Origin of the sequence: Halomonas pelophila, from assembly GCF_040196315.1 — a bacterium.
Classification (GTDB): domain Bacteria; phylum Pseudomonadota; class Gammaproteobacteria; order Pseudomonadales; family Halomonadaceae; genus Halomonas; species Halomonas pelophila.
On record NZ_JBEGCI010000011.1, the window covers coordinates 94,952 to 111,412 of the forward strand.

Sequence of the window (16,461 nt, forward strand, 5' to 3'; positions counted from 1 at the left end):
AGGCGCCCATCAGTCGGCGGCGGGCACCGGCGCATCGAGCAGCCACTGGTCGAGGCGCGCATGCACCTCCTCGATGCCCTGCTTCTTGAGGGCGGAGAACAGCTGGATGCTCACCAGGTCCTCCCACTCATGCAGCCGCGAGCGCACCTGCTGCAGGGCATTCTTCGCCGCGCCGCTCTTCAGCTTGTCGGCCTTGGTCAGCAGGATGTGCACCGGCATCTCGGCCTCGTCGGCCCAGCCGAGCAGGGTCTGGTCGAACTCCGAGAGCGGATGGCGCACGTCCATCACCAGCACCAGGCCGCGCAGCGAGCCGCGCCGGCGCAGGTAGTCGGAGAGGTGGCGCTGCCACTCAAGCTTGACCTGCTCCGGCACCTTGGCATAGCCGTAGCCCGGCAGGTCGACCAGCCGGTGATCACTGTCCTCGCCAAGCCCGAAGAAGTTGATCAGCTGGGTGCGTCCCGGCGTCTTGGAGGTCCGGGCCAGCGCCTTCTGCCGGGTCAGGGCATTGATGGCGCTGGACTTGCCGGCGTTGGAGCGGCCGGCAAAGGCCACCTCGGCGCCGTCGTCCGGCGGGCACTTGGCCAGGGTCGGGGCGCTGGTGAGGAAGCGGGAGGCCTGATAATTGAGTCGCGACATGCGGGAGAATCCTGACGTTGATCAAGGGCGCCACGGCTTGCATTCCCGCGGCTCGGGTGTTCCGTTATAATGCAGTGTCTTTGTCTGCGACCCGGGGCGCGTCAGTATACCACCGTGCTTCGGCCGCCAGCGACCGACCACCGCGTCGGCGACGACCGGCCACAGGGCACCCGGATTCAACCCGGGCGGCACCCGGGGTACGTACCGGCCAACAACGTAACGGGATAGTGGAACTGCGATGAGAAAGCTACTGGCAAGCCTGGCAATCACCATGGGCGCGGTCGGCGTGGCCCATGCCGACCTTCAAGCGGACGCCGATGCGGCGGCCGGTCGAGACAAGGCGCAGGCCTGCGCCGCCTGTCATGGCCAGCAGGGCATCAGCCCCTCCGGCGCCTTCCCCAACCTGGCCGGCCAGCAGGCCTCCTACCTGGCCAAGCAGATCATGGACATCCGCGACGGCAACCGCATGGTGGCGCAGATGGCCGGCCAGGTGGACAACTACTCCGACCAGGACGCCTGGGACGTGGCCAAGTACTTCGCCGAGATGGACCCGGCCCTGGGCCAGGCCGAGGATGACGAGGTGCTGATCGAGCGCGGCCGCGAGCTCTATCGTGCCGGCAACATGGCCAAGGGCATCCCGGCCTGCTCGGCCTGCCACAGCCCGACCGGCGAGGGGATCGGCTCGGCGGTCTACCCGGCGCTCTCCGGCCAGAAGCATGACTACCTGGTCTCCACCCTGCAGGACTTCGCCGCCGGCAACCGGGCCAACGACCCCGCCGCCATCATGCGCAGCATCGCCGCCAAGATGAGCGATGGCGACATGGACGCCGTGGCCAACTACGTGCGCGGCCTGCACTGAGCCTCGCCCCGGCCCGCCGGGCACCGGCACTTGAAGGGCGGCCTGGGGCCGCCCTTCGCGTCTGTGGGGAACCCGGGCGGCAACGGGGCATCAAACCCAGCGACGTGCCGCCCGCCGGCACACGGATCACGTTTCATTCAAGGTGTTGCACTCAAGGAGAGCCCCCATGCTGAAGACCCTGATGGTTGCCCTGGCCGGCCTTGGCCTGTCGTCCCTGGTATCCGCCGCCCCCCTCGTCGAGGGCGAGCACTACACCGTGCTCGAGAACCCGGTGGAGACGCGGGTCGAGGACGGCCGCGTCGCGGTGACCGAGGCCTTCTGGTACGGCTGCCCGCACTGCTACGACCTGGAGGATACGCTCAACGCCTGGGTCGCCGAGCAGCCCGAGGACGTGGCCTTCCAGCGCATGCCGGCCACCATGGGCGGCAGCTGGAACACCCACGCCTTCGCCTACTATGCCGCCGAGCAGCTGGGGATCCTCGATGAGCTCCACGCGGACTTCTTCCACGCCATCCACGAAGAGGGTCGCCGCCTGACCTCCGAAGACGACATCGCCGCCTTCTTCAGCGAGTACGGCGTCAGCGAGGAAGAGGCCCGTGAGGCGCTGGCCTCCTTCGGCGTGAAGAGCCAGGTGAATCAGGCCCATGCGCGCATGCGCCAGATGCAGCTGATGGGCGTGCCGGCGCTGATCGTCGACGGCCGCTACCTGGTCTCGCCGAGCACCGCCGGCAGCCTCGGCAACATGCCACAGATCGCCGGCGCGCTGGTCGACAAGGTCCGCGAGGAGCGTGCTGACTGAGATGCCCCAGCTGGCCGAGGCAAGGACACGGCTGCTCGACGGCGGCCATCTCAAGCTGCTCACCTTCAACCTGCAGGTGGGCATACAGACCTCGGCCTACCACCACTACCTGACGCGCAGCTGGCAGCACTTCCTGCCGCACCCGAAACGGCTGCAGCGTCTGAACATGATCGGCGAGGTGCTCGGCCGCTTCGACATCGTCGGCCTCCAGGAGGCCGACGGCGGAAGCTTCCGCTCGAGCCACATCAACCAGGTGGAATACCTCGCCACCCATGCCGGCTTTCCCCACCATTTCCAGCAGCTCAACCGCAACCTGGGCCGCATCGCCCAGCACAGCAATGGGCTGCTCTCGCGACTGACGCCCTCCGGTATCGAGGAGCACCGCCTGCCCGGCACCCTGCCCGGCCGTGGCGCCATCCACGTCCGCTACGGCGAGGGGCCCGACGCCCTGCACCTGTTCGTCGCCCACCTGGCACTGAGTCATCGCGGCCGAGTGCGACAGCTCGACTACCTCAGCGAGATCATCCGCCCGCTGCGCCACGTGGTGGTGATGGGCGATCTCAACTGCACCCCGGACCAGCTGCACGGCCACGAGCGCTTCCGCGCCTCGCTGCCGCTGCATCCCGTGCGCCCGCCACTCAGCTACCCCTCCTGGCAGCCGCGCCGCGCCCTGGACCATATCCTGCTCTCCGACTCGCTCCAGGCGGACGAGGTGCGGGTGCTCGAGCACCTCTTCTCGGATCACCTGCCCATCGCCGTGGACGTGCGGCTGCCCGACGCCTGCCTGACCAGCTGCCTGGCCGCCGGCCGGCAGACGAGCGAACGCCGTCGACACTGACGCTCGGCGGGTCGGTAACGTATAGTCAGCGTTGGTTGTTGCGGCGGTCAGCGCCCCCCCCAGTGTGCGACCATCCGCTCCTTTTCCACGCTCAGATCGACACAGCGAGACCACCCCATGGCCCAATCCCGCGAGCTGCCGGGCATCATCGCCTGGCTCGACCGCGCCTCGGAGCGGCTCGGCAACAGCCTCTCCTGGCTGATCCTTGTGATGATGCTCATCCAGTTCCTGATCGTGGTGCTGCGCTACGCCTTCAGCGTCAACAGCATCCCCATGCAGGAGTCGGTGATGTACATGCACGCTGCGGTGTTCATGCTGGCCGCCGCCTACACCCTCAAGCACGACGGCCATGTGCGGGTGGACATCTTCTACCGGGCGATGACGCCGAAGCGCAAGGCGCTGGTCGACCTCGCCGGCACCCTCTTCCTGCTGCTGCCGGTGATGAGCTTCGTGATCCTGTCGAGCCTGGGCTACGTCGGCAAGTCCTGGGCGATCCTAGAGGGCTCGCCCGACTCCGGCGGCATCCCCGGGGTCTTCCTGCTCAAGACGCTGATCCCGCTGTTTGCCGGCCTGATGATCCTCCAGGCCCTGGTCGAGGCGGTGAAGAACGTCTACGTGATGACCGGACGCCTGGCCGCCACTCATGACGACGAGACCCACGAGGAGCACCTGTGATGCTGGAGTTCATGCCGCTGGTCCTGTTCGTCGTCATCTGCCTGGTGCTGATGGCCGGCTACCCGGTCGCGCTGTCGCTGGCCGGCACCGCGCTGGCCTTCGCCGGCCTCGGCCTCGGCCTCGAGTCCCTGGGCATCGATGCCCACTTCGATGCCGGCTACCTGGGCGCCTTCCCCAACCGCCTCTACGGCATCATGACCAACCAGACGCTGCTGGCGGTGCCGCTGTTCGTGCTGATGGGCGTGCTGCTGGAGAAGTCGAAGGTCGCCGAGACCCTGCTCGAGGCCATGGCCCTGCTGTTCGGCTCGCTGCGCGGGGGGCTGGGCATCTCGGTGACCCTGGTCGGCATGCTGCTGGCCGCCTCCACCGGCATCGTCGGCGCCACCGTGGTCACCATGGGCCTGATGTCGCTGCCGACCATGCTCAAGCGCGGCTACAGCATGCCGCTGGCCACCGGCACCATCTGTGCCACGGGCACCCTGGGCCAGATCATCCCGCCCTCCATCGCCCTGGTGCTGCTGGGTGACGTGCTCTCCTCGGCCTACCAGCAGGCCCAGCTCTCCATGGGCATCTTCAGCCCCAAGACGGTCTCGGTGGGCGATCTCTTCATGGGTGCGCTGATCCCCGGCCTGGTGCTGGTGGTGTTCTATATCGTCTATGTCGCCCTGATCGCCTGGTGGAAGCCCAGCGCCGCGCCGGCCGTCGACCGCCGCGAGCTGATGGAAGAACTCGGCCACGAGGGCGGCCTCGGCCTGCTGCTGCTCAAGGGGCTGGTGCCGCCCATCGTGCTGATCGTGATAGTGCTGGGCTCGATCCTTGGCGGCTTCGCCACCCCCACCGAGGCCTCGGCCGTGGGTGCCTTCGGCGCGCTGATGCTGGCCCTGGCCTACCGGCGTCTGGATCTCGCCACCCTCAAGGAGGTGCTGCGTTCCACCACCCACGTCACCACCATGGTGTTCATGATCCTGATCGGCGCGGCTCTGTTCTCGCTGGTGTTCCGCTCCTACGGCGGCGAGGAGCTGGTGACCGAGGTCTTCGAGGGTATGCCCGGCGGCGTGGTCGGGGCGACGCTGATCGTGATGCTGGTGATCTTCCTGCTCGGCTTCATCCTCGACTTCATCGAGATCACCTTCGTGGTGGTGCCGATCGTCGGGCCGATCCTGCTGGCCATGGGCCTGGATCCCATCTGGCTCGGCATCATGATCGCCATCAACCTGCAGACCTCCTTCCTCACGCCGCCCTTCGGCTTCGCGCTCTTCTACCTGCGCGGCGTGGCGCCGGACTCGGTGCCCACCTCGGCGATCTACAGGGGCGTCATGCCCTTCATCGCCCTGCAGCTGGCCATGCTTCTGGCGCTGGCCTTCTTCCCCGGGCTCGCCACCTGGCTGCCGAACCAGTTCTAGTGCGCGCACGCTCGCCGCACCCGGGCCAGGCCCGGGCGCGGCGACGCCCAAGGCTGAGCGTGGACTGAGAGTTAGCAGCAAAGGCGGTCCGGTTCGCTATAGTGCCAGCGTCCATAAGCGGCGCGAGCGCCGTGCACGGCGGGCACGCCCCGACCACCTGACCGCCAATCGCCAACCGCCCCCCTTGGGGTGGGCGTCTCGACACCAAGTCCCACAACACGAGAGGCACCGTATGAAACTCAGATCACTCGCCATGGCCGTGGCCATGAGCGCCGGCGCATCCGGCCTGCTGCTGGTCTCCAGCATCGACAACACCGCCCAGGCCCAGGAGACCTTCGAGTGGAAGATGGTCACCTCCTGGCCGAAGAACTTCCCCGGCGTGGGCCAGGGGCCCGAGCGGCTGGCCAAGCTGGTCGATGAGATGTCCGATGGCCGCCTGACCATCGAGGTGTTCGGGGCCGGCCAGCTGGTGCCGGGCTTCGAGGTCTTCGACGCCGTTTCCGGCGGCACCGCCGAGCTGGGTCACTCCGCCTCCTACTACTGGAAGGGCAAGGCCCCGGCGGCGCAATTCTTCGCCGCCGTGCCCTTCGGCATGAACGCCCAGGAGATGAACGCCTGGCTGCACCACGGCGGCGGCCTGGAGCTGTGGAACGAGCTGTATGACGACTTCGGCGTCGACGTCATGGCAGCCGGCGCCTCGGGCGTGCAGATGGGCGGCTGGTACAACAAGGAGATCAACTCCGTCGACGACCTGGACGGCCTGAAGATGCGCATGCCGGGCCTCGGCGGCGAGGTCATGAACCGCATGGGCGTGGCCATCGTCAACATGCCGGGCGGCGAGATCTTCACCTCCCTGCAGTCCGGCGCCATCGACGCCACCGAGTGGATCGGCCCCTACAACGACCTGGCCTTCGGCCTGCACCAGGCCGCCGAGTACTACTACTACCCCGGCTGGCACGAGCCGACCGTGATGTTCGAGGCGATCGTCAACGAGGAGGCCATGGCCGGGCTGCCCGCCGACCTGCAGGCGATCCTGCGCACCGCCGTGCGCGATGTGAACGCCGACGTGCTCGACGAGTACACCGCGCGCAACAACGACGCCCTCGAGACCCTGGTCAACGAGCACGAGGTGGAGCTGCGTCGCCTGCCGGCCGACGTCCTGGCCCAGGCCAAGGAGCACTCCGCCGACGTGGTCGCCGAGCTCGCCGAGTCCAGCGAGATGGCCCAGAAGATCTATGACTCCTACGAGGCCTTCCAGGACAAGGTCGTGAACTATCACGCCATCTCCGAGCAGGCCTACTACAACGCCCGCAACCCGGGGGGCGACACCACCAGCGAGTGATCGCGCCGGTGCCACGCCACTGACTTTGGGTGCAATACCAAGGGGCCGCCTGCGGGCGGCCCCTCGTCGTTGTCGGCCAGACAGTCAGGCGCACAGCGGGGCCAGCCAGGCCTCGGCGAGCCACAGCACCAGGGCGTAGCGCGCGCCCTTGGCCACGGCGATCAGCAGGATCGCCCGCCACCAGGGCAGGCGCAGGACACCGGCCAGCACGGTGAGCGGATCGCCGATGATCGGCGCCCAGGAGGCCAGCAGGCTCCACTCGCCGAAGCGCCGGTACCAGCGCTCGGCGCGCTCGAGCCCTCGCCGCGAGACCGGAAACCAGCGGCGATCCTGGAAGTGGCGGGCATAGCGCCCCAGGCCCACGTTGACGAGGCTGCCCAGCGTGTTGCCGACGCTCGCCACGCCCCACAGCCACCACCCCGGCTCGCCCTGGCACCAGAGGCGCGCCAGCCACACCTCGGAGCCGCCGGGCAGCAGGGTGGCGCTGGCCAGTGCCACCAGGAACAGCATCAGCATGGCACCGCGCCCCCTCCCTGCAGTAGGCTATCGGTCCCCTTCGAAAGCAATGACAAGACGCTGATGGCCACCCCCCGTTCGATTCCCAATACCCTGACCATCGCTGGCTCCGACCCCGGCGGCGGCGCCGGCATCCAGGCCGACCTCAAGACCTTCTCGGCCCTGGGCAGCTATGGTACCAGCGTGATCACCGCCCTGACCGCGCAGAACACCCGCGGCGTCACCGGGGTGCACCCGGTACCGGCCGCGTTCATCGCCGCCCAGCTCGACACCCTGCTCGACGATATCGCCATCGACGCGGTGAAGGTCGGCATGGTGGCCAGCCGAGAGGTGGCCGAGACGATCCGCGATAGCCTCACCGCCCGGCGGCCACGCTGGGTGGTGCTCGATCCGGTGATGGTGGCCAAGAGCGGCGATACCCTGGTCGACGATGCCGGCATCGCCGCGGTGCGCGACTGCCTGGTGCCGCTGGCCGACCTGATCACCCCGAACCTGCCGGAGGCGGCGGTGCTGCTCGATTGCCCGGTGCCCACCGACCGCGCCGGCATGCAGGCCATGGCACCCGCGCTGCGCGAGCTGAGCGCCGGGGCGGTGCTGCTAAAGGGCGGCCACCTGCGCGGCGAGGCGTGCCCGGACCTGCTGATCACGGCCGAGTCCCTCGAATGGCTGGATGGCCCGCGTATCGATACCGGCAACCTGCACGGCACCGGCTGCACGCTCTCCTCGGCAATCACCGCCCGCCTGGCCCTGGGCGATGCCCTGCCCGAGGCGGTGGCCGCCGCCAAGGCCTGGCTGTCCCGCGCGCTCGAGCAGAGCCATCGCCTCGCCGTGGGCCAGGGACACGGCCCGGTGCATCACTTCCACGCCTGGTGGTAGGCAGGCGGCCTTGCGCCCTCCCCCGGCGCCGCCCATGCTGAGAGTGGTGCCATCGAGATCTTCCTGTCCGGGAGGGAGTCATCATGAGCCAGACCCTGCTGTTCGCCAGCGACCTCTCCGCCGAGAACCGCGCCGCCTTCGCCCGCGCCGTGCGCCTGGCGGTGGAGAGCGGCGCCCGCCTCGACATCATCCACGTGCTCGACCCCTACCTGCCGCACCGCGTCCTCCACGACCTGGAGGAAGCCGTGGTGGCGGACATCCGCACCACCCTCACCGACCTGCGTGAGGACTATGCGCTACCCGAGCCCCAGAGCCTGATCCAGACCATGGCCGGCGCCCCCTATGCCGAGATCATCCGCGAGGCCCACGAGCGCCAGGCCGACATGATCATCCTCGGCGCCCATCGCAAGCGCGGGCAGCCCGACCTGGTGGCCGGCACCACCCTCGCCCGGGTGCTGCGCAGCGCCCCCTGCCCGGTGCTCTCGGTCAGCCACCTGGCGACCCAGGCGTGGCACGACATCCTGGTACCGGTGGACTTCTCGCTGACCTCACGCCACACCCTGCGCGAGACCCTGCGGCGCTTCCCCGAGGCGCGATTGACCCTGCTGCACGCCTGGGACATTCCCGGCGAGCGCGAGCTGGGCTCGAACGGCGACTATGCCCGCTGGCGCGACCGCGAGGTGGAGCGGATGCGCACCCAGCTGGAGCGCGAGACCGAACAGCTGATGGGCGAGCTCGACGACGTGCCGGAGCTCGAGCTGGTGCTCGAGCAGGGCGACCCCCTGGAGGTGTTGATGACGCGCCTGCGCCGCCAGCCGCCGGACCTGCTCGCCTTGGGCAGCCGCGGGCAGCTGGGCCGACAGAGCCAGATCACCGAGCGCCTGCTCTCGGAACCCCACTGCGACATCATGCTCTGCCGCGCCTGGTAGGCCTGGTAAAAGCTGTCTGGTAAAAAGCTATACAGAACCTTTACGCAGGGCTATTGTCTGTTCAGGCAATGCCCTGACGTGTGAGGTCTACCCCATGTTCCTGTCCCGCACCCGCACCATCCTGCTGCTGGCGACCCTGGCGACCGCCCTGCCCGCGGCGGCCCAATCCGTCGAGAAGTCGCCCGACAATAAAGCGCCCGTCGAGATCAAGGGCGCCCGCTTCCCCGCCACCCTGGAGGCCGACGAGCGCCGCTACGAGCGTATCGGCCATGGCCTCTTCCGATACATGATCTGGGATGCCTATGCCGGCGCCTACTACCAGGCTACCGGCTATCCCGTTCCTGCCCCGCTCTCCGACGTGCCGCGCCGCCTGGAGCTGGAGTACTTCCACGCCATCGAGGCGGGCGACTTCGCCGAGGTTACCCGCGAGCGCGTCGAGGAGGCCCTGCCCCGCGACGAGTTCGCCCGGCTGGTGCCGAACCTGAAGGCCTTCAACGACCGCTACCGCGACGTGTCGCCAGGCGACCGCTACGCCCTGGGCTGGGATGGCGAGGCCCTGACCCTCGCCCTGAATGGCGAAACCCTCTACGAGGGGAGCGACCTGATGCTGGCCAGCGCGCTGTTCGGCATCTGGCTGGGAGACGATCCACTGGGCGAGGGCTTCCGGGACGACCTGCTGGGACGCTGAGGGGCGGCCATCGAGGAAACGGCCGTGCTAAGCTCGGCCGCCCGAGACACCAGCAAGGAGAGCCCGTCCGATGAAGGCCCTGATTCAGCGCGTGCGACGCGCCAGCGTGGAGGTGGAGGAGCGTGAGGTGGGCGCCATCGGTCCGGGGCTGCTGGCCCTGGTGGGGGTCGAGAAGGGCGACGACGAGGCCGCAGCCGACCGGCTACTGCACAAGCTGCTGCACTATCGCGTCTTCGCCGACTCAGACGGCAAGATGAACCTCAACCTGCAGCAGGCCGAGGGCGAGCTGCTGCTGGTCTCGCAGTTCACCCTGGCCGCCGACACCCGCAAGGGGCTCAGGCCGAGCTTCTCCAGCGCCGCCCCGCCCGCCGAGGGTGAGCGCCTCTTTCACTACCTGCTCGACCAGGCCCGGGCGGCCTGGCCGACGGTGGAAAGCGGCGAGTTCGCCGCCGACATGCAGGTCTCGCTGATCAACGACGGGCCGGTCACCTTCCTGCTGGAGGGCTGAGTTCAACCGAAGCCCCCCGGCCCTCTCGTGAACGCCGGCCTCAGGCGCCGTTGAGCTCCGCCTCGGCGGCCTCCAGCGCCTCCTCGGCGTCGAGCCACTCCTGCTCCAGGCCCTCGAGCCGCGACTTGAGCTCGCCCTGGCGCCCCAGGCGCTCGGTGAGCTCTTCCTTTCTCGCCGGATCGGTATAGAGCGCGGCCTCACCGAGGCCCTCCTCGACGCCGACGAGCTCGGCCTGGACCTTCTCCATGGCCTTCTCGGCCCGGTCGCGATCACGCTTGAGCGGGCGCAGCTTCTCGCGCAGCTCCGCGGCCGCGCGACGCGTCGCCTTGCGATCCTCCCGGGGCGCGCTCCCCGCGTCCTGACGCTCGGCCTTGTCGGCCCGGGCCTCGCGGCGTTCCCCCTCCAGGCGGCTCTTGAGCCAGGCCCGGTAGTCCTCCAGGTCACCGTCGAAGGGCGTGACGCCGTGGTCGGCCACCCGCCAGAACTCGTCGACGGTGGCGCGCAGCAGGTGGCGGTCGTGGGAGACGATGATCACCGTGCCCTCGAAGCTCGCCAGCGCCTCGGTGAGCGCCTCGCGCATCTCCAGGTCCAGGTGGTTGGTGGGCTCGTCGAGCAGCAGCAGGTTGGGCTTCTGCCAGGCCACCAGGGAGAGCGCCAGACGCGCCTTCTCGCCGCCGGAGAAGCGCCCCACCTCGGCGAACACATCGTCGCCGTGGAAGCCGAAGCCGCCCAGGAACTTGCGGATGTCCAGGTCCGCCGCGGTGGGCGAGAGGCGCTGCACGTGCTGGAACGGCGTGGAGGCGAGATCCAGCCCCTCCAGCTGGTGCTGGGCGAAGTAGCCGATCGCCAGATGCTCGCCGGGCACTCGACGCCCGGCGAGCAGCGGCAGGTCGCCGGTGAGCGACTTGATCAGCGTCGACTTGCCGGCCCCGTTGGGGCCCAGCAGGCCGATGCGCTGGCCCGGCAGCAGGGTCACCTTGACGTCGTCGAGCTGCGTCGTCTCGCGGCCGTCGGCGTGACGATAGCCCAGGCGCGCCTCGTCGAGCACCAGCAGCGGGTGGGAGGTCTTGTCGGCCGAGGGGATGGAGAAGTGGAAGGGCGAGTCGGCGTGAGCCACGGCGATGTCGCCCATGCGTTCGAGCATCTTCAGGCGGCTCTGGGCGGCGCGCGCCTTGGTCGCCTTGGCGCGGAACCTCGCCACGAAACGCTCGATCTCCTCGCGGCGGGCCTGCTGCTTGGCGGCCTCGGCCTGCTGCAGGGCCAGCTTCTCGGCGCGGGTCCGCTCGAAGGTGGTGTAGTTGCCGCGATAGAGCGCAAGCGTTCGGCGATCGAAGTGCACGATGTGGTCGCACACCGCGTCGAGGAAGTCGCGGTCGTGGGAGATCAGCAGCAGGGTGCCGGGATAGCGGGTGAGCCACTGCTCGAGCCACAGCAGCGCATCCAGGTCCAGGTGGTTGGTGGGCTCGTCGAGCAGCAGCAGGTCGGAGGGCTTGAACAGCGTGCGCGCCAGGTTGACGCGCATGCGCCAGCCGCCGGAGAAGGCCGACAGCGGCCGCGCCAGGTCGGCCTGGACGAAGCCCAGCCCCACCAGCAGCTGGGCGGCGCGGGCCGGGGCGCTGTAGCCGTCCAGCGCCTCGATGGCGCCGTGCAGTTCGGCCTCGCGGTGGGCGTCTTCGCGCTGGCGCGCCTGCTCGAGGGCCGTCTCGGTGCGGCGCAGCTCGCGGTCGCCGTCGAGCACGTAGTCGACGATGGAGCGCTCCAGGGCCTCCACCTCCTGATCCATGTGGGCGATGCGCTGCCCGCCGCTCATCTCCAGCTCGCCCTTGTCCGGGGCGAGCTCGCCGAGCAACAGCTTGAACAGGCTGGACTTGCCCGCGCCGTTGGGCCCGACGATCCCCGCCTTGTGGCCGGCATGCAGGGTCAGGTCGGCCCCCTCCAGCAGGGTCTGGGTGCCGCGTTGCAGGGAAACTTGGCGCAGTGCGATCATGCAGGCTCCACTCGGCAGTCGGTGAGGCCGCCGCCCAGGGGGCGACAGCGTGTCATGACCCACGATTCTACCCAATTGCCCGACGCTCTGCGGGCCCATCTGCGCCGCGACCCGCTCTGGGAGTTCGCGCTGGCGCTCTACGGGCGCGACGGGGTCGAGGCCGCCTGCCTGACGCTGCAGGACGAGGCCGGCATCGATGTCTGCGAGATGCTCTGGCACTGCTGGCTGTATCAACACGGCCTGACCTGCGACGCCCCACCCGACGCTGTGCGCCGCTGGCAGCACGAGGTCACGGCGCCGCTGCGCCGCCTGCGCCGGGCCCTCAAGGCCGAGGCCCGGGACGACGACGGCGTCGCCGAGCTGCGCCGCACGCTCCAGACGGCCGAGCTCCAGGCCGAGCGCGAGGCCCTCTCTCGCCTGCAGCGTCTGGCCCTGAGCGGGCGCGGTATCCACCGCCTATCCACGCCGCCTCCCGAGCCGGTGGGGGTCCTCGCCGGCCGCCTTCACCTTCACAGAGCCCCACATCTTATTAAACTTAAGATGCTAATAAGCCAGCTTGACCCCTCATAGAGGCCACGCTAGCCTGAATTCCAGTTGCGTGAATGCCATATTCACCAGACACCTGCTGATGGATCATCCCCATCACGGGTCAAACCTGTAGAGGGATCACAAGAATGAAGTCACAGAAGCTGTTGACGAGCGCCGGTATTGGCGCCCTGATGATTGGCATGTCCTCCGCCGCGATGGCCGACAACTGGCGCTATGCCCACGAAGAGTACGAAGGCGATGTGCAGGACGTCTTCGCGGTCGCCTTCAAGGACTACATCGAGGCCAACTCCGATCACTCGCTGCAGATCTATCGCTTCGGCGAGCTCGGTGAGTCCGACGACATCATGGAGCAGACCCAGAACGGCATCCTGCAGTTCGTCAACCAGTCTCCCGGCTTCACCGGCGCACTGATCCCCGAGGCACAGATCTTCTTCATCCCCTATCTGATGCCCACCGACATGGATCACGTGCTCGAGTTCTTCGACAAGAGCAAGGCGATCAACGAGATGTTCCCGGAGCTCTACGCCGAGCAGGGCCTGGAGCTGCTGCAGATGTATCCGGAAGGCGAGATGGTGGTCACCGCCGATGAGCCGATCACCTCGCCGGCGGACTTCGAGAACAAGAAGATCCGCACCATGACCAACCCGCTGCTGGCCGAGACCTACAACGCCTTCGGCGCGACGCCGACGCCGCTGCCCTGGGGCGAGGTCTACGGCGGCCTGCAGACCGGCATCATCGACGGCCAGGAAAACCCGATCTTCTGGATCGAATCCGGCGGTCTCTACGAGGTCTCGCCGCACCTGACCTTCACCAGCCACGGCTGGTTCACCACCGCGATGATGGCCAACCAGGACTTCTTCGAGGACCTCTCCGACGAGGACAAGGAGCTGGTACGGGCAGCCTCCGACGCGGCCTACGACCACACCATCGAGCACATTCAGGGGCTGGCCGAAGAGTCGCTGAAGAAGATCCAGGCGGCCTCCGACGAGGTCACCGTGACGCGTCTCGACGATGAGCAGATCCAGGCCTTCAAGGAGCGTGCTCCCCAGGTCGAGGAAGAGTTCATCGGCATGACCGGCGAGAGCGGCAAGGAACTGCTCGAGCAGTTCAAGGCCGACCTCGAGGCCGTGAGCGACGACGCGGAGTAACCGCGACCGACGTCGGCCCTAACAGGGGGGTGGCCTGCCCGGGCCACCCCCCTGCTGTTTCTGGGCATGGGGTTCCCGGGCACGGGTGAGCGTGCATAAAGCGTTGATGCCTCGGGCCTCGGCGCCCGATCACGACGCGTATGCTGACCCTCTGGGAATCCCACTTTTCCCGCATCGCATGCTGAAAGGGAGCGCGGACATGACCGAAGAAGAGTCCGAAAAGCATTACCGCTCGGGATTGCCGGGCTTTCTGGGCACTATCGACACCTTCATCAGCAAGCTCGAGGCGGTCATCCTGGCGCTCGGCGTCTTGCTGATGGCCTTCAACACGATCGCCAACGTCATCGCCCGCTTCGTGTTCGGCGACAGCATCTACTTCTCCGGCGAGATCAACCGCATCCTGATCATCATGATCACCTTTGCCGGCATCGGCTATGCCGCTCGGCATGGCCGCCATATCCGCATGTCGGCCATCTACGATGCCCTGCCCGTCGGCGGCCGCAAGGCACTGATGATCTTCATCGCGCTGGTCACCTCGCTGGTGATGTTCTTCCTGCTCTACTACTCGATCGTCTACATCCTGGACCTCTACGACAAGGGCAGGATCCTGCCGGCACTGGGCTTCCCGATCTGGACCATCTACGTCTGGGCACCGCTCGGCTTCTTGATCACCGGCATCCAGTACCTGCTCACCGCGATCAAGAACCTGACGTCGCGAGACGTCTATCTGTCGACCGGCGTGATCGACGGCTACAAGGATACGGAAACGGAAGTCTGACGGAGGGCAGAAAGCCCGGGGGAACACACGATGACGACAATAATGGTTACCACCATGATCGCCCTGCTGCTGCTGGGCTTTCCCATGATGATCCCGCTGATCGCCGCGGCGGTCATCGGTTTCTTCATGATGTTCAATGGCCTGGACCAGATGGATACGCTGATCCAGCAGATGATGGCGGGCATCCGCCCGGCGTCGCTGATCGCGGTGCCGATGTTCATCCTCGCCGCGGACATCATGACGCGAGGCCAGTCGGCCGAGCGCCTGATCAACATGGTGATGTCCTTCATCGGCCACGTGAAGGGCGGACTGGCGGTCAGTACCGCCGCCTCATGCACCCTGTTCGGCGCCGTGTCGGGCTCCACCCAGGCCACCGTGGTGGCCGTCGGCTCGCCCCTGCGCCCCAAGATGCTCAAGGCCGGCTACTCCGACTCCTTCACCCTGGCGCTGATCATCAACGCCAGTGACATCGCCTTCTTGATCCCGCCGAGCATCGGCATGATCATCTACGGGGTCATCTCGGGGACCTCCATCGCCGAGCTCTTCATCGCCGGCATCGGCCCGGGGCTGCTGATCCTGCTGATGTTCTCCATCTACTGCGTGATCTACGCCACCCTGCGCAAGGTCCCCACCGAGCCGAAGTCGAGCTGGGGCGAGCGCTTCTCGGCGGTGCGCCTGGCCCTGTGGCCGCTGGGTTTCCCGGTGATCATCGTCGGCGGCATCTACGGCGGCATCTTCAGCCCGACCGAGGCGGCGGCGGCCTGCGTGCTCTACGCCATCTTCCTGGAGTTCCTGATCTTCCGCTCCCTGAAGATCCCGGACATCTACCGGATCGCCAAGTCCACCGGCCTGATCACCGCGGTGGTGTTCATCCTGGTGGCGGTGGGTAACGGCTTCTCCTGGATCATCTCCTTCGCCCAGATCCCCCAGGAGCTGCTGGCGGCAGCAGGCATTCACGAGGCGGGCCCCACCGGCGTGCTGATCGCCATCTGCATCGCCTTCTTCGTGGCCTGCATGTTCGTCGATCCCATCGTGGTGATCCTGGTGCTGACGCCGATCTTCGCCCCGGCCGTCGAGGCCACCGGCCTGGATCCGGTGCTGGTCGGTATCCTGATCACCCTGCAGGTAGCGATCGGCTCGGCGACCCCGCCCTTCGGCTGCGACATCTTCACCGCGATCGCCATCTTCAAGCGGCCCTACCTGGACGTGATCAAGGGCACGCCGCCCTTCATCTTCATCCTGGTGCTGGCGGCGGCTCTGCTGATCCTGTTCCCGCAGATCGCCCTCTTCCTTCGTGACCTGGCCTTCCGGTAAGCGTCGATTTCAGGCCTGAGGAGAAAGACCATGTTCAATCGCATTCTGGTCCCGGTGGACGGTTCCAAGAGGGCCATGAAGGCCCTGGAGAAGGGCGCGGGCCTGCAGATGCTCACCGGCGCCGAGCTCTACATCCTGTGCGTCTTCAAGCACCACAGCCTGCTTGAGGCCTCGCTCTCCATGGTGCGCCCCGAAAAGCTGGATCTCCCCGACGACGTGCTCAAGGAGTACGCCACCGAGATCGCGGTGCATGCCAAGGCACAGGCCGTGGAGCTCGGGGTGCCATCGGAGCGGGTTCGCTCCTTCGTGAAGGGAGGCCGGCCCTCGCGCACCATCGTGCGCTTCGCCCGCAAGCGCGAATGCGACCTGATCGTGATCGGCTCCCAGGGCACCAACGCCGAGGCCGGCCTGCTGCTGGGCAGCGTCGCCCAGCGGGTGGCCGGCTCCGCCCACTGTCCCACCCTGATCATCTGACCCCCGACGCGGGGCGACAGCGGACCGGTTTGCCGGCATCGTTCTCGGGTGCGGAACCGGTTCGGCACTGTTAGAGTCCCAGAACTCCGATCCTGATTATCCTATTCATCCACGGCGCCACGGCGCCGGACCACAAGGTTGT

At 67.7% G+C, this 16,461-nt stretch carries 18 protein-coding genes; 15 read left to right on the forward strand and 3 right to left on the reverse strand.

What is annotated here, in order from left to right:
• Positions 1-9: 9 nt before the first annotated feature.
• Entirely contained in the window at positions 10-636 is a 627-nt protein-coding gene (gene yihA / locus ABE957_RS13105) for a ribosome biogenesis GTP-binding protein YihA/YsxC (RefSeq protein ID WP_349759130.1), read from the reverse strand.
• 238 nt (positions 637-874) lie between these two features.
• Here yihA and ABE957_RS13110 point away from each other — a divergent pair, with 238 nt between their 5' ends.
• From ABE957_RS13110 to ABE957_RS13135, 6 genes are all read left to right on the forward strand, one after another.
• Positions 875-1,495: a c-type cytochrome gene (locus ABE957_RS13110; protein ID WP_349759131.1), complete on the forward strand. Its 621-nt coding sequence runs from the start codon at positions 875-877 to the stop codon at positions 1,493-1,495.
• A gap of 166 nt (positions 1,496-1,661) precedes the next feature.
• Positions 1,662-2,294: a thiol:disulfide interchange protein DsbA/DsbL gene (locus ABE957_RS13115; protein WP_349759132.1), complete on the forward strand. Its 633-nt coding sequence runs from the start codon at positions 1,662-1,664 to the stop codon at positions 2,292-2,294.
• 1 nt (position 2,295) lies between these two features.
• Entirely contained in the window at positions 2,296-3,132 is an 837-nt protein-coding gene (locus ABE957_RS13120) for an endonuclease/exonuclease/phosphatase family protein (RefSeq protein ID WP_349759133.1), read from the forward strand.
• 117 nt (positions 3,133-3,249) lie between these two features.
• Positions 3,250-3,807, forward strand: coding sequence for a TRAP transporter small permease subunit (locus ABE957_RS13125; RefSeq protein ID WP_349759134.1), 558 nt, complete (start codon positions 3,250-3,252; stop codon positions 3,805-3,807).
• Complete coding sequence (locus ABE957_RS13130; protein ID WP_349759135.1) at positions 3,807-5,210, forward strand: TRAP transporter large permease; 1,404 nt, start codon at positions 3,807-3,809, stop codon at positions 5,208-5,210. Before ABE957_RS13125 ends, ABE957_RS13130 begins: the two co-directional genes overlap by 1 nt.
• 232 nt (positions 5,211-5,442) lie before the next feature.
• Positions 5,443-6,552 carry a TRAP transporter substrate-binding protein gene (locus ABE957_RS13135; protein WP_349759136.1) on the forward strand — a complete coding sequence of 370 codons (1,110 nt, stop codon included), beginning with the start codon at positions 5,443-5,445 and terminating at the stop codon, positions 6,550-6,552.
• A gap of 84 nt (positions 6,553-6,636) precedes the next feature.
• Here ABE957_RS13135 and ABE957_RS13140 read toward each other — a convergent pair whose 3' ends face one another.
• Positions 6,637-7,068 (reverse strand): YqaA family protein, encoded by a 432-nt coding sequence (locus ABE957_RS13140; protein WP_349759137.1) that lies wholly within the window; start codon positions 7,066-7,068, stop codon positions 6,637-6,639.
• A gap of 63 nt (positions 7,069-7,131) precedes the next feature.
• Between ABE957_RS13140 and thiD the strand changes: the two genes are divergently transcribed.
• From thiD to dtd, 4 genes are all read left to right on the forward strand, one after another.
• Positions 7,132-7,944: a bifunctional hydroxymethylpyrimidine kinase/phosphomethylpyrimidine kinase gene (gene thiD, locus ABE957_RS13145; RefSeq protein ID WP_349759138.1), complete on the forward strand. Its 813-nt coding sequence runs from the start codon at positions 7,132-7,134 to the stop codon at positions 7,942-7,944.
• Positions 7,945-8,027: 83 nt separating this feature from the next.
• Positions 8,028-8,873: a universal stress protein gene (locus tag ABE957_RS13150; protein WP_349759139.1), complete on the forward strand. Its 846-nt coding sequence runs from the start codon at positions 8,028-8,030 to the stop codon at positions 8,871-8,873.
• A gap of 94 nt (positions 8,874-8,967) precedes the next feature.
• Positions 8,968-9,561 carry a chalcone isomerase family protein gene (locus ABE957_RS13155; protein WP_349759140.1) on the forward strand — a complete coding sequence of 198 codons (594 nt, stop codon included), beginning with the start codon at positions 8,968-8,970 and terminating at the stop codon, positions 9,559-9,561.
• 70 nt (positions 9,562-9,631) lie between these two features.
• Positions 9,632-10,069, forward strand: coding sequence for a D-aminoacyl-tRNA deacylase (dtd, locus tag ABE957_RS13160; protein ID WP_349759141.1), 438 nt, complete (start codon positions 9,632-9,634; stop codon positions 10,067-10,069).
• 40 nt (positions 10,070-10,109) lie between these two features.
• Here dtd and ABE957_RS13165 read toward each other — a convergent pair whose 3' ends face one another.
• On the reverse strand, positions 10,110-12,056 hold the full coding sequence (locus ABE957_RS13165; protein WP_349759142.1) for an ATP-binding cassette domain-containing protein: 1,947 nt from the start codon (positions 12,054-12,056) through the stop codon (positions 10,110-10,112).
• Between the two features lie 54 nt (positions 12,057-12,110).
• Here ABE957_RS13165 and ABE957_RS13170 point away from each other — a divergent pair, with 54 nt between their 5' ends.
• From ABE957_RS13170 to ABE957_RS13190, 5 genes are all read left to right on the forward strand, one after another.
• Positions 12,111-12,626 carry a TIGR02444 family protein gene (locus ABE957_RS13170; RefSeq protein ID WP_349759143.1) on the forward strand — a complete coding sequence of 172 codons (516 nt, stop codon included), beginning with the start codon at positions 12,111-12,113 and terminating at the stop codon, positions 12,624-12,626.
• A gap of 104 nt (positions 12,627-12,730) precedes the next feature.
• Entirely contained in the window at positions 12,731-13,753 is a 1,023-nt protein-coding gene (locus ABE957_RS13175; RefSeq protein WP_349759144.1) for a TRAP transporter substrate-binding protein, read from the forward strand.
• A gap of 199 nt (positions 13,754-13,952) precedes the next feature.
• Positions 13,953-14,531: a TRAP transporter small permease gene (locus ABE957_RS13180; RefSeq protein WP_349759145.1), complete on the forward strand. Its 579-nt coding sequence runs from the start codon at positions 13,953-13,955 to the stop codon at positions 14,529-14,531.
• Between the two features lie 30 nt (positions 14,532-14,561).
• Positions 14,562-15,845, forward strand: coding sequence for a TRAP transporter large permease (locus ABE957_RS13185; RefSeq protein ID WP_349759146.1), 1,284 nt, complete (start codon positions 14,562-14,564; stop codon positions 15,843-15,845).
• Between the two features lie 30 nt (positions 15,846-15,875).
• On the forward strand, positions 15,876-16,319 hold the full coding sequence (locus tag ABE957_RS13190) for a universal stress protein (RefSeq protein ID WP_349759147.1): 444 nt from the start codon (positions 15,876-15,878) through the stop codon (positions 16,317-16,319).
• Positions 16,320-16,461: the final 142 nt, after the last annotated feature.

What these genes read in the sequence shown, in the direction of transcription:
- yihA (WP_349759130.1), bottom strand. Translation starts at nt 636, where the DNA reads ATGTCGCGACTCAATTATCAGGCCTCCCGCTTCCTCACCAGCGCCCCG.
- ABE957_RS13110 (WP_349759131.1), top strand. Translation starts at nt 875, where the DNA reads ATGAGAAAGCTACTGGCAAGCCTGGCAATCACCATGGGCGCGGTCGGC.
- ABE957_RS13115 (WP_349759132.1), top strand. Translation starts at nt 1,662, where the DNA reads ATGCTGAAGACCCTGATGGTTGCCCTGGCCGGCCTTGGCCTGTCGTCC.
- ABE957_RS13120 (WP_349759133.1), top strand. Translation starts at nt 2,296, where the DNA reads ATGCCCCAGCTGGCCGAGGCAAGGACACGGCTGCTCGACGGCGGCCAT.
- ABE957_RS13125 (WP_349759134.1), top strand. Translation starts at nt 3,250, where the DNA reads ATGGCCCAATCCCGCGAGCTGCCGGGCATCATCGCCTGGCTCGACCGC.
- ABE957_RS13130 (WP_349759135.1), top strand. Translation starts at nt 3,807, where the DNA reads ATGCTGGAGTTCATGCCGCTGGTCCTGTTCGTCGTCATCTGCCTGGTG.
- ABE957_RS13135 (WP_349759136.1), top strand. Translation starts at nt 5,443, where the DNA reads ATGAAACTCAGATCACTCGCCATGGCCGTGGCCATGAGCGCCGGCGCA.
- ABE957_RS13140 (WP_349759137.1), bottom strand. Translation starts at nt 7,068, where the DNA reads ATGCTGATGCTGTTCCTGGTGGCACTGGCCAGCGCCACCCTGCTGCCC.
- thiD (WP_349759138.1), top strand. Translation starts at nt 7,132, where the DNA reads ATGGCCACCCCCCGTTCGATTCCCAATACCCTGACCATCGCTGGCTCC.
- ABE957_RS13150 (WP_349759139.1), top strand. Translation starts at nt 8,028, where the DNA reads ATGAGCCAGACCCTGCTGTTCGCCAGCGACCTCTCCGCCGAGAACCGC.
- ABE957_RS13155 (WP_349759140.1), top strand. Translation starts at nt 8,968, where the DNA reads ATGTTCCTGTCCCGCACCCGCACCATCCTGCTGCTGGCGACCCTGGCG.
- dtd (WP_349759141.1), top strand. Translation starts at nt 9,632, where the DNA reads ATGAAGGCCCTGATTCAGCGCGTGCGACGCGCCAGCGTGGAGGTGGAG.
- ABE957_RS13165 (WP_349759142.1), bottom strand. Translation starts at nt 12,056, where the DNA reads ATGATCGCACTGCGCCAAGTTTCCCTGCAACGCGGCACCCAGACCCTG.
- ABE957_RS13170 (WP_349759143.1), top strand. Translation starts at nt 12,111, where the DNA reads ATGACCCACGATTCTACCCAATTGCCCGACGCTCTGCGGGCCCATCTG.
- ABE957_RS13175 (WP_349759144.1), top strand. Translation starts at nt 12,731, where the DNA reads ATGAAGTCACAGAAGCTGTTGACGAGCGCCGGTATTGGCGCCCTGATG.
- ABE957_RS13180 (WP_349759145.1), top strand. Translation starts at nt 13,953, where the DNA reads ATGACCGAAGAAGAGTCCGAAAAGCATTACCGCTCGGGATTGCCGGGC.
- ABE957_RS13185 (WP_349759146.1), top strand. Translation starts at nt 14,562, where the DNA reads ATGACGACAATAATGGTTACCACCATGATCGCCCTGCTGCTGCTGGGC.
- ABE957_RS13190 (WP_349759147.1), top strand. Translation starts at nt 15,876, where the DNA reads ATGTTCAATCGCATTCTGGTCCCGGTGGACGGTTCCAAGAGGGCCATG.